The sequence below is a fragment of the Candidatus Neptunochlamydia vexilliferae genome, assembly GCF_015356785.1.
In the GTDB taxonomy this organism is placed as follows: Bacteria; Chlamydiota; Chlamydiia; order Chlamydiales; family Simkaniaceae; genus Neptunichlamydia; species Neptunichlamydia vexilliferae.
In genome coordinates, this window is sequence record NZ_JAAEJV010000027.1 from 16,645 (window position 1) to 27,372 (window position 10,728).

10 protein-coding genes and 2 pseudogenes are annotated in these 10,728 nt (G+C 45.4%); 5 read left to right on the top strand and 7 right to left on the bottom strand.

The features are described 5' to 3' along the window. Nucleotides 1–252 precede the first annotated feature (252 nt). Both NEPTK9_RS05580 and NEPTK9_RS05585 read left to right on the top strand, forming a co-directional pair. On the top strand, nucleotides 253–2,172 hold the full coding sequence (locus tag NEPTK9_RS05580) for an aconitate hydratase (RefSeq protein WP_194847849.1): 1,920 nt from the start codon (nucleotides 253–255) through the stop codon (nucleotides 2,170–2,172). Continuing rightward, entirely contained in the window at nucleotides 2,173–2,526 is a 354-nt protein-coding gene (locus NEPTK9_RS05585) for a phage holin family protein (RefSeq protein WP_194847850.1), read from the top strand. Here NEPTK9_RS05585 and NEPTK9_RS05590 read toward each other — a convergent pair. After that, nucleotides 2,489–3,178 carry a dual specificity protein phosphatase family protein gene (locus NEPTK9_RS05590; RefSeq protein WP_194847851.1) on the bottom strand — a complete coding sequence of 230 codons (690 nt, stop codon included), beginning with the start codon at nucleotides 3,176–3,178 and terminating at the stop codon, nucleotides 2,489–2,491. The two genes, NEPTK9_RS05585 and NEPTK9_RS05590, sit on opposite strands and share 38 nt — an antisense overlap. A gap of 145 nt (nucleotides 3,179–3,323) precedes the next feature. Between NEPTK9_RS05590 and NEPTK9_RS05595 the strand changes: the two genes are divergently transcribed. Then, nucleotides 3,324–4,451: a hypothetical protein gene (locus tag NEPTK9_RS05595; protein ID WP_194847852.1), complete on the top strand. Its 1,128-nt coding sequence runs from the start codon at nucleotides 3,324–3,326 to the stop codon at nucleotides 4,449–4,451. Nucleotides 4,452–4,467: 16 nt separating this feature from the next. On the opposite strand, the gene NEPTK9_RS05600 is transcribed toward NEPTK9_RS05595, so the two are convergent. The 4 genes and pseudogenes from NEPTK9_RS05600 to NEPTK9_RS05615 all read right to left on the bottom strand — a co-directional run. Beyond that, nucleotides 4,468–4,833, bottom strand: coding sequence for a TfoX/Sxy family protein (locus NEPTK9_RS05600; RefSeq protein WP_194847853.1), 366 nt, complete (start codon nucleotides 4,831–4,833; stop codon nucleotides 4,468–4,470). A gap of 93 nt (nucleotides 4,834–4,926) precedes the next feature. Next, nucleotides 4,927–5,781 (bottom strand): Rpn family recombination-promoting nuclease/putative transposase, encoded by an 855-nt coding sequence (locus tag NEPTK9_RS05605; RefSeq protein WP_194847854.1) that lies wholly within the window; start codon nucleotides 5,779–5,781, stop codon nucleotides 4,927–4,929. A 115-nt stretch (nucleotides 5,782–5,896) separates the two neighbouring features. Further along, nucleotides 5,897–6,037, bottom strand: coding sequence for a hypothetical protein (locus NEPTK9_RS05610; RefSeq protein WP_194847855.1), 141 nt, complete (start codon nucleotides 6,035–6,037; stop codon nucleotides 5,897–5,899). 345 nt (nucleotides 6,038–6,382) lie between these two features. Beyond that, a pseudogene (locus NEPTK9_RS05615) lies at nucleotides 6,383–6,503 on the bottom strand (transposase); the annotation flags it as partial. Nucleotides 6,504–7,117: 614 nt separating this feature from the next. Between NEPTK9_RS05615 and NEPTK9_RS05620 the strand changes: the two are divergent. Both NEPTK9_RS05620 and NEPTK9_RS05625 read left to right on the top strand, forming a co-directional pair. Beyond that, complete coding sequence (locus tag NEPTK9_RS05620; RefSeq protein WP_194847857.1) at nucleotides 7,118–7,564, top strand: hypothetical protein; 447 nt, start codon at nucleotides 7,118–7,120, stop codon at nucleotides 7,562–7,564. A gap of 231 nt (nucleotides 7,565–7,795) precedes the next feature. After that, nucleotides 7,796–8,956 carry an ATP-binding protein gene (locus tag NEPTK9_RS05625; protein WP_194847858.1) on the top strand — a complete coding sequence of 387 codons (1,161 nt, stop codon included), beginning with the start codon at nucleotides 7,796–7,798 and terminating at the stop codon, nucleotides 8,954–8,956. 151 nt (nucleotides 8,957–9,107) lie between these two features. Here NEPTK9_RS05625 and NEPTK9_RS05630 read toward each other — a convergent pair whose 3' ends face one another. Continuing rightward, the gene (locus NEPTK9_RS05630) at nucleotides 9,108–10,202 is read right to left on the bottom strand and encodes a Glu/Leu/Phe/Val family dehydrogenase (protein ID WP_194847859.1); all 1,095 of its coding nucleotides are present in this window, start codon (nucleotides 10,200–10,202) and stop codon (nucleotides 9,108–9,110) included. A gap of 336 nt (nucleotides 10,203–10,538) precedes the next feature. Then, a pseudogene (locus NEPTK9_RS09700) lies at nucleotides 10,539–10,728 on the bottom strand (IS1634 family transposase); the annotation flags it as partial.

The following is a 10,728-nucleotide window of genomic DNA, read 5'->3' on the forward strand; positions in this document are numbered from 1 at the left end:
TAGGTGTTGAAAACCAATTGTTTAAAAGAAGAAACCGTATAAAAGTATTCCGATTTTTTCTTTTTTTCCCTTCGATATATAGAAGCTGAGCATAACAAATATTGCCTATTTTGTAATCTAAAATAAAATTTTATCATATCGGAATTTATTCTTAGGCAGACTATGAAGAACCGTACAAGCTTGATTTTTCCCAAAGAATTCCTTTAGGCAAAAATAGCTCTCTGATATTGTGCCGAGAAAGAGGTATTTTACATGGGCAAGAACGTTACACAAAAACTGATTGAAAGCCACCTTGTGGAAGGGGAGATGGTTCCTGGTGAGGAAATTGGGATCAAGATCGACCACACTTTGACGCAGGATGCGACGGGAACGATGGTGATGCTTGAGCTCGAGGCGATGGGGCTTAAAGAGGCGAAGACCGAGGTGTCGTGTCAATATGTCGACCACAACATTATCCAAAATGACTTTAAGAACCCTGACGATCACCTCTTTTTATGGAGCGCCACGCGGAAGTTTGGCCTTTGGTATAGCAAGCCAGGGAATGGAGTGAGCCACCCGGTTCACATGGAGAAGCTCGGTATTCCCGGTAAGACAATGGTCGGCTCCGATAGCCACACTCCAGCAGCGGGGAGTTTAGGGATGCTCGCCATCGGAACGGGAGGTTTGGAGGTTGCTCTTGCCATTGCGGGAAAGCCGTTTTATTTCAAAATGCCCAAGGTGATGGGTGTCAAGATTACGGGAAAACTTCCCGATTGGGTGAGCGCCAAAGATATTATTTTAGAGATGCTTCGCCGCCATGATGTGGCAGGAGGAGTGGGCAAAGTTATCGAGTACTATGGTCCAGGTTTGGAAAATCTTTCAGCGATGGACCGTCATGTCATTACCAACATGGGAGCAGAGCTGGGGGCCACCACAAGTGTTTTCCCTTCCGATGAGGAGACGCAGCGGTTTATGACCCTTCATGGGCGGGGGAAGGATTGGCTAGAGCTGAAAGCGGATCCTGACTGTACCTATGATGAGCATGACGAGATCGACCTTTCTAAGTTAGAGCCGCTGATTGCATGCCCGACCAGCCCTGGCAATGTGGTGCCAGTTAAAGAGGTGGCCGGCAAGCCCATTTTTCAGTCGATGATCGGCTCTTCGGCAAATCCTGGGATGCGCGACTTTGCGATTGCGGCGATGATCATCGAGGGGAAGAAGTCGCAAGATCAAGTATCGCTCGACATCAACCCTTCATCGAGACAGGTCCTTGAAAACCTTGTTTCTGGGGGCTACCTCGCCTCTTTAATTCGGTCAGGGGCGCGGATCCACCAAGCAGGATGCAATGGATGTATCGGAATGGGACAGGCGCCCGCTTCGGGAAAGATCAGCCTCCGGACCAACCCGCGGAACTTTCCTGGCCGCTCTGGAACCAAAGAGGACCAGGTTTATCTTTGTAGCCCTGAGACCGCCATTGCTTCAGCGATGACGGGGGTGATCACCGATCCCCGCGATCTTGATGGACCCTATCCTCAGTACAAAGAGCCTGAACAGATCGAGCTTGTTGAAGAGCTCTCTCCTCCAGGGGAGAAAATGGACCTGATCATGGGACCCAATATCAAGCCCCTTCCAAAGTTTGAGCCCCTGACCGACCACATTGAAGGACCGGTGCTTCTCAAGATGGGGGACAACATTTCGACTGACGAGATCCTCCCTGCAGGAACCAAAGTGCTCCCTTTCCGAAGTAACATTCCTGAGATTAGCAAGTTTACCTTTGGTCAGGTCGATGAGAGCTACTATGATCGGGCGATAAAGCATCAAAAAACAGGTTCTCTGCTTGTAGGAGGGAATAACTATGGGCAAGGATCGAGCCGCGAACATGCAGCGATTTCTCCCCGCTACCTTGGGGTAAAAGCGGTTATTGCCAAAAGCTACGCCCGGATCCACCGGAAAAACCTCTGTAACTTTGGAGTTTTGCCCCTCACTTTTGTGGACCCTGCCGATCACGACAAGATCTCCCAAGAGGATATCCTTGAGATTAAAGATGTCCGTCAACATATCGAAAAAGATCATGAATTCGAAGTTTTTAATAAGACAAAAAATGAGAGCTATAAGGTAGCCCACGGCCTTAGCCAGCGGGAGCGAGAGTCGATCCTTGCCGGAAGCTTGATTAATGTTGCGTTGGAGGATTAAGTGTTACTATTCATAGTCCGTGTCATCATCACCACCATTGTTGTCCTCCTTTGTGCCCACTTCCTTCCCGGGTTGGAGGTGAAAAACAACCTCGATGCGATCTTTTTTGGGCTCATTCTAGCGGTGATTAACTCGGTGGTGAGGCCAATCTTGACCCTTCTGACTCTGCCGATTTCGATCCTTACCCTCGGACTTTTTCTTTTGGTGATCAACAGCTTTACCTTTTGGCTAGCCAGTGAGATCTCCTATGGGGTCCATATCCATACGTTTTGGGGCGCCTTTTGGGGAGGAGCGATCATCTGGGCGACCGGGATCTTTACCAACCGCCTGATTTGGGATTCCCATACTTACTAACACCTTCAAAATAGGTAAGAATAGCGTTTTGTTGTTCTTCGTTTAGGTGGATATTAGGGCGCTGCTTTTTTACAAAGTCAAAAGCACCCTTAAAGGACATTTCATGGTGTTTTATTAAGTAGGCAACAAAGATCGAAGAACTCCGTCCCACTCCTCCTTTACAATGGAGATAAACCGTTTTACCTTCCCGAAAGCATTGGTGGAGGTAAGCGATCCCTTCTTCGATCTGCTTATGAGTTAAGGGGCAGTAATCCTCCGCATGAATATGTTTTACAGAGACTCCAGCTGCTTCCCAATCTTCTGGTTTTACAGGGGTGTTGAACCACCCTTCTTGAAGTTCAAAATCTTCCACTACCGAAAGGATATGGGTTACACCGAGGTTAACAATTATCTCTAAATGGCCACTGTTTGCAAGAGGAAGTGCACCAAGATAAAGGTTAAAGGGTTCGATGCGTGTCCACCAACTGCCACTTTTAACCAGCCTTTTGTAAAGAAGAGAAACTTCATACTTGATCTTTTTTATACAGAAAGGGGAGTTATCTCCTGCAAAATGCTCCTGTCCAATTTGTGCAGTTTTTTTCTGCTCTGGATGCTCTTGTTCGATCTCAGTAACAGGGAGATCAGACCCTGACTCTAAAGGTTCAATAGACATATTACCTCTTGGTTAATTTGAGAAAATTTTACCAAAAAGAGAATTTTTGCAACAGCTTGTTGAAAATTTTGTTGATTAAAAAAAAGCACATCAGATATATTTATAAATTTATTGTACACGTTTAACGTTTAGGAGTATATTGGATATGAAAACGCTTTTATCACTGATCATCACAAGTACATTTTTTATAACAGGGTGCCACGTTTCGAGCCGGACCTCGATGTATGGAAGCGGGGGGCGCACCTCCTATAATGTTGCAGCCCAAAATACGACCAACCAAGAGCTCCTTCTGAACCTTGTCCGCCTTCGCTACTCTGACACCCCCTACTTTCTAGAGCTCAACGGGATCACCACCCAGTTTAACTTTACCGGAAAGCTTCTTCCCTCGATCAAAATTCCCGGATTTAACCAAGACAATCCCGCTGCATTAGGAGGGGACTTTGCTTGGTCGAACCAACCAACTATTCAGTACTCTCCTCTAGAAGGAAAGGACTTTGCTATCCAGCTGATGCAACCTCTAGATCTCCGTATTATCCAGGGACTTCTCCTAACAGGGTGGGATGTTGATCGGGTCTTCCGCCTTTTGATTCAGAACATGGCTGATATTCCTAACGCAAATGCTGCTTCAGGGCCTATTCCGGTTCGCCCTCCCCATTACAAGAAGTTCTTCGAGTGCTTAACTCTCTTACGCCACTTTCAGACTCTAGGACAGCTCCAAGTGGGAGTTCGCTTTATCCCCCACCATGGCGACCACGATTTATCGGAAGAAGATGCTTGTAAAGAGCGTCCCAACACAATTCAGATCTCTTTTCCTGCCGAGAGTGTTCAGGCAGAAAGACTAGCCGACCTCCTTGAAGGGGTGAGTAAAAGAAAAGGGCGTTATGTCCTTAACATGAGACAGGCCTTCAATGAGCAGGCAGAAATTGGAATCATGACCCGCTCCCTTTTAAGTGCCATGTACTACCTCAGCTTAGGGGTGCAGGTCCCTCTGCGCGATCTTCAAGCAGGGATCGTTGCCACCACACAAAATGTCGACGGCTCGATGTTTGATTGGGGCGAGGTTGTGGGAGATCTTTTTGAGATCCACTGGAGTCTTCACCGTCCAGACCATGCCTATCTAGCGGTTGCCTACCGTGGCTACTGGTTCTATATCGATGACAGCGATGTCAACTCGAAGCGGACCTTTGTCCTCCTTCAGCAGATCTATAACCTCCAAGCAAGACAGCAAGACAAAGAGTCACCCATCCTCTCGATCCCTCTAGGATCAGGATAAGATAAGTAAAAGAGGGTTACTTCTTCTTTGTTTTTTGTTTAGGCTCTTTCTTAGGGAGAGAGGAGACAAAAGCCAGGGAGCGGCTGATCCAGCCTTGGAGGGCCTCTTGGTCTTGTTGGATCGCAGGGGGGATCATTACATACTGTTTCATGGGGCGACCCATGGGGATGAAGGGCTCAGCGCCCAGCTTGGTGATCTCTTCGCGGGCTCCTTCGGGAAGACGGAGGACCCAGTTCTCTTCATGAAGTCCGGTAAACATGTTCCCATTCACAAAAGAGCAGGGGTAGCCGAACATCTTCCGCATCTCGGCGGCTTCAAAGGCCTCAAGTGTTTCGTAGAACCGATCGATCAGGTCTTGGGGTGATTTCTTCCATTTGCCCATAACTTCCTCTTGGTTAAGCGGGGTTAACAAACATAACATTAATTATCAGACGTTGGGAGAGCAGGGGTTTTTATCCCCCTGCCCTAGAAAAAACTAGCGGAGCGACTCGATTTCTTTGCTTGAAAGTCCAGTGAGCTTCGATATTTGCTGTACGGGAAGAGCATCTTTAAGCATAGCTTGGGCGATTTCTTGATCTCTTTCTTGACGTCCTTTTTCGAGCCCTTCCTCAACTCCTTCTTTACGTTCCTTTCTTCTAGCATCATATTCGTCAGTCAAGGCCATATTTGCCTGAATGTATGCCTCTCTTTCAGCCGTGCTCCAATTGTACTCTTCCATCGAATGGTAAGCTTCTATCAGCTCTTTTTCTTGCACTTTAGAAGGAACTTCGTTTGTTTTTCCCCAGTTTTTAAAGAAGTACAACCATTTATCTTGGACCGTTTCTAACTCCTCCTCTTTTTTCTTGAATTTAGGAAGTTCAATGAAAACATAAGACATATCTTCTAGATTATGCTCTAATGTGTCTGTATCAAGGGTTTTATGATAGGAAATCACCTTTTCTTTCCCAGGAAATAGAACATGGTTTGCAATGGCAAGAAGGATAACGGGTTTTAGCTCAACGTACTCAGCTCCTTCAGGGAATTGAGAAACGTAACTATGAGCAAGATAAAACTGGGTCCGCTTGATAAATCCAGGGGCACTCTTATTTTGCATTCCAACAATGTATTGAATATTTCGCTCATCTGTGCACTTGATATTAAGAACACTTTTTTTCGTTTCTTTAATGAGAGGTGCTTGATCCTTTGGAAGAAGAGTGACTTCTTTGATTTTTCGATCCCCTTCTAGAGATAGAGCGGAATTCAAAAAGCTAATAAGCAAAGGTTTATGTTTTTCTGTTCCAAAAAGCTTTTTAAAAGAAACGTCATTTGTTGGGTTTAAATAGCGGCTCATTTTTATTTTTCCTCTGTCTGACTAAGAGATTCAATTGTTTCGAGAAAGCTTAGTTTCTTCCATAATTTCCTTAATCGAGTGGCCCCTATTAAGCATTGCAAGGGCAACCCCTTCCCTATAAGCCTCTCTGATAGGCAGCTGCAATCCTTGAGTTTTCTTCTTCAAGGTCTTGTTCACAAGCCATTTTTATGACTTCTATGTCATCTTTGAACTCTTCTCCAAGTTTTCTTATGAGCTCTTCATCTTTGGCCTTCACAGCTCTTCTATACTCATTTTTTTGCAGAGTTGTTCAAAGGTGAGCATGCATACCATAACAATTCCTATCTCTTTTTGTGACCTTGCTTCATATTTACCTGTACCCATTTTAACGGATCTTGCAGGTTTTTGCAAACCTTCATTTTAATTAAAAATTATTTTGTCATATTTATACTTAAAACTCTAGTCATAACGTCCTCGCAGAGCGAGGAGCTTAACGGTTAGGAGCAGCCCCAAGGGCTGCCATTTTTTCTAACCCTCCACTTTCCTAAAGTATCAGGGGCTTGCACCATGTGGCCCTCGACTATCTTAGATCCTCTCTGTGACGCCAATTCATGGAACACAGGACCTAAAAATGTTCGTACCTTTCCATACAGTGCTTTTTTGCGACATTTTGGAATAAATACTATGTGGTATTTGCAATTCCATCTAGAATGGGTTAAGCTTTCATAAGACGATATTATCATATATTTTCCTTTTGTTGACCCGTCAAGCCAACAAGGATAATATCGACATCGTCTTTTTTTTACTGAATCAGAGGCCAAGCCTTGGCAGTCTACTAGTCAAACTAGTGGTTTACCTATTGAAATTAGCCGCCTTACCAACCATGACTGGAAAACGGTTCATAATGTCATTAAAGCGTTAGAACAAGGAAAGTCAAAACCAGATAAGAAACCTAGAAAGAGTCTTTTAGATCCATACAGGGAGAAAATTCTTGAGCTTTTAGAGATGGGCTTGTCGAGTGTAAGGGTCCATGAAGAGTTAAAAGATCAAGGGTGCTGTGTCGCTTACCCCACTGTCAAAGGATACGTTGGTAAGATAAAAAAAAGGGAAGACATCACAATCCGATTTCATGCCGAGCCGGGGCAAGAAGGACAAGTTGATTTTGGACACTTCGGAAAGACCCTCGATAACCAAGGGAAGTTAAGGAAAACATGGGCCTTGTTCACCTTTACAGGTAAAAAGTTCGCACACTTATAAGAGAGAGATTCTAACAGGATTGATGGGAGATCGTATATAGTAAAATAGAGTCGACATATTATATTGCATAATCAACAAAAAAACAAAATACGACGACTCTATGAAAGCATTATCGGAAAACACTGATCAAAATTCAAGAAAAAAGTGTAAAAAAGTATATCGATCCCAATCGACTGTCTCTAGAAAAGTTGTTGCTTTTGAAGAGTTCATGAACCTCGAACATCACAAAAACTCTGAAAGATGTGTTGCTAAACTCCTTGAAGTCCCAAATTCAACCATGAGATCTTGGAGGAAAAAAGAGAGCGATAATGAGGAGTTAAGCGCCTTTTTTGAGACTCCTGTGGGAGCAATTTTCCTGGAAAAGAATGTCCTAGCGGTGATGAAGATATCTAAATGTGGTCCAAGTGGAATTCGTGGTGTAGAAGATTATCTTCAGTGCTTAGAGAAAAGTGTGTGCAAAGGTGAACGAGGCCCTAAGATTCTTTGGCAATATTTTTTTACCCCTTCCTGCAAAGGGAGTAAGGAGTTATTCTTGCCCAGCTCCTAAGTATCTGGGCTCCCTTGTACCTGAAATAGCACTTGCACGGCTTTAAGAGGAGACGAGAGGAGAAATCTTCTCGTCTACCGACTGACGTTAGGGAAATAGGGCCTTTTTTATAATCCCAGACTCTCAAGGTGAAATTTTCCTTGAAAGCCACTAATTTCGACTGCCGCTTGACAGAATTGCAATGTAATTTTTTCATTGGATTGAAAGAAATACACAGCAAAAGTGTCAAGTATGGGTAAAACAATCAAAAAAAGGGTCAATGAGGCTGAGATCAAGGCCTCTTTTGAGCGTCCTAGGGTCACAGCTCTTTTGGGAGCAAGGCGGGTAGGTAAATCAACTCTCCTTAGAGGCTATATGGCTGAGCATCCCGATAGAAAATGGGTCTTTTTTAATATGGACAGGCGGGATGAGCGGCTGCGGATAGCCGATCAGAAGCTAGAGCAGATGATCGAGGAAAAGGCTCTGCAGCGTATCGGGAAGGGAGCAAAGATCTGGGTAGCGGTTGATGAAGCGCAAAAGTGCCCTGAGCTTTTTGAGCAAGTCAAGGCGATCTACGACGAGTATAAAGACGCAGATAGAATCAAGTTTATCCTCACAGGTTCTGGGCATCTAAATTTGCACCAGCTTGGAGCTGAGTCTTTGGCAGGAAGGGTGGAGCTGATGCACCTGCGTGAGTTTAACCTAAAAGAGATGGCCAGCCTGCTCCATCCAGAGGCTTTACTCCCCTCTGACTCGGTTTTTAACTACCTTTTCGATGAAGCAAAGCTTCAAGAGTTCGCTGAAAAGCGGAGACCATTTGCTAAGATCTTAACCGAGATGCTCCCTATTCATATGGTTTGGGGTGGGCTCCCTGAAGTTTTAGAGGAAGAGACTCCTAAAGAAAAGCTGAGATACTTGGCAAACTACTTGCAAACCTATCTAGAAAATGATGTGCGCGCTATCGAATCGATCTCTGATCTTAGCCTATACCAAAAACTGATGAAGGCTTGCGCTGAACAGACAGGTTCTCTTCGCGATGATCAAAGGCTCATTAATGCCCTCCACTGCGCAAGGAACACACTGATTAAGTACCGAGGATATCTCGTTGCAACAATGCAGTATCAAGAGATATTCCCCTATATTAACAGTACCCTAAAAAGGATTGTAAAATCCCCTAAGGGATACTTAATCAATAATGGTCTTGTCAGCTACCTCACAGGTGTTGGAGATTATGAGGTTTTGAATAGTACAGGCTTATTGGGTCATCGGTTTGAAAACTGGGTGCTCAATGAGCTGCTCACTTGGACCGACTCTCTCATAGAAAGCCATGAAATTTACTTTTGGCGGACAAGTGGGGGGCTGAGATTGATTTTGTCATTTCAGTGGGGGCAGAGGTCATCCCGATTGAGGTGACATTCGCTTCGGCAGTCATCCCTCAAAAAGTGCGCCACTTAAAGGGGTTCATGGATAAAGAACCCAAAGTAAAATGGGGGATCTATCTCTACAATGGTCCCTTTAAAATTGAGAAAAGTGAGAGAATTATCTGCCTCCCCGCTTGGATGGTTTAGCCTGTGGTTGCAAAGTGGAAGCAGAGCTCGTCGGTCCGTTTGCCGATCCCCTTATCGAGGCGGTGGTCGACGATACTGACCGCTGCCTGGTGCGTGGAGATCTGGTTTTGCTGAGCCACTTCGTAGATCTCGAGGAGCTGGTGGTAGATCTCCCGGATCATGTTGCGCGCTTGGGTTGCATTATAGCCATCGCGTTGAAGCTCGTTCATTACATTGATGAGCCCTCCAGCGTTGGTGACAAAGTCGGGAGCATAGAGGATTCCCCTGTCTGCTAGGTGGTCGGCATCTGTTGGCTTAAGGAGTTGGTTGTTGGCAGCTCCAGCAACGGCGCGACAGCGAAGCTTGGGAACCGTCTCTTGGTTGATGACTCCCCCCATCGCGCAGGGAGCAAGAACATCACATTCGACGAAGAGGATCTCTTCGGCAGGGACCCTTTCAGCATCAAATTGGTGCGCAAAGTGTTCGATCACATCGAGGTCGATATCGGAGATAATGAGCTTGGCTCCTGCCCAGAAAAGGCGTTCGGCTAACCGTTTACCCACACTTCCCACTCCTTGAATGGCAACCGTTTTCCCCTCTAGGCAATCGTTGCCATCAAGCTCTTGAAGGACCGATTGGATGCCGAGGAATGTTCCATGAGCGGTGAAAGAAGCTGGGTTCCCACTCCCCCGCAGGTTGTGGACGCCACAAGCATATTTGGTGGCCTGAAGAATGGTATCGATATCTTCAGGAGAGCATCCCACATCTTCGGCGCAGATATATTTTCCTTTAAGGTGGTCAACCGCTTTCCCGAAGGCTTTTAGGAGTTCTGGACTTTTTTCGGTTTTTGGGTCGGCGATGATGACACTTTTCGCTCCTCCAAGACCAACCCCTGCCATTCCTGCCTTATAGGTCATCCCCTTTGAAAGACGGAGAACATCATTGAGCGCTTCATCAAAGCTCTTGTAAGGGTAGATCCGAGTTCCTCCCAGCCCAGGGCCGAGAGTCGTATTGTGGATCGCAATGATCCCTTGCAGTCCCGATTCCTTTTCAGTCACCTTGACCACTTTCTCGTATCCAGCAACCTCTAGCTCTTCTTCTCTTAGATCCATTCTTTAGCGCTCCTTAAAAAACCTTTACTACTTATTTAAAAAACCAAATTTTACCAGAACCGACTGGGTAAATCAATAGATTCCTTTTGCGAGGCTTTCCCGCTGTAACAATTTTAAGTAAGCTGGGTCGAAAAAATCCAGCCGACCAGCCGCCGATTTGGCTCGACTAGAAGATGAAAGTTTATAAATTTCTCCCAATTCGGGGTTTAAAATAATTTATAGTGTTTTTTCTGCGCTTTCGGGGCAGGGGGGAGCTCTGTTCTTGATGACTTCTCCCCCTTGACTTTGACTAAGCTGCCCTTACAAGGCTTCGCATCAAATCCCATGTTCCGCAGGTTATGCTGCATCCTCATATATTTTTTGGTATACCGGTCCCATTAAGCTGAGTATGGTTATCCTCACTGCATTGAGGTTTAGTACCATTTCGGCAACCCCTTGATCGGTTGTTTTATAGAGAATATGAACTCCCTCAAAGAGTTGATAAATCCACCTCATCGTGGGTTTCTTTGTTGGCTGGCCTCTCTGG

Bases quoted from the DNA above. Each gene is read 5' to 3' on its own strand.
- NEPTK9_RS05630 (WP_194847859.1), bottom strand. From the start codon at position 10,202: ATGGATCTAAGAGAAGAAGAGCTAGAGGTTGCTGGATACGAGAAAGTG.
- NEPTK9_RS05590 (WP_194847851.1), bottom strand. From the start codon at position 3,178: ATGTCTATTGAACCTTTAGAGTCAGGGTCTGATCTCCCTGTTACTGAG.
- NEPTK9_RS05605 (WP_194847854.1), bottom strand. From the start codon at position 5,781: ATGAGCCGCTATTTAAACCCAACAAATGACGTTTCTTTTAAAAAGCTT.
- NEPTK9_RS05600 (WP_194847853.1), bottom strand. From the start codon at position 4,833: ATGGGCAAATGGAAGAAATCACCCCAAGACCTGATCGATCGGTTCTAC.
- NEPTK9_RS05595 (WP_194847852.1), top strand. From the start codon at position 3,324: ATGAAAACGCTTTTATCACTGATCATCACAAGTACATTTTTTATAACA.
- NEPTK9_RS05580 (WP_194847849.1), top strand. From the start codon at position 253: ATGGGCAAGAACGTTACACAAAAACTGATTGAAAGCCACCTTGTGGAA.
- NEPTK9_RS05620 (WP_194847857.1), top strand. From the start codon at position 7,118: ATGAAAGCATTATCGGAAAACACTGATCAAAATTCAAGAAAAAAGTGT.
- NEPTK9_RS05625 (WP_194847858.1), top strand. From the start codon at position 7,796: ATGGGTAAAACAATCAAAAAAAGGGTCAATGAGGCTGAGATCAAGGCC.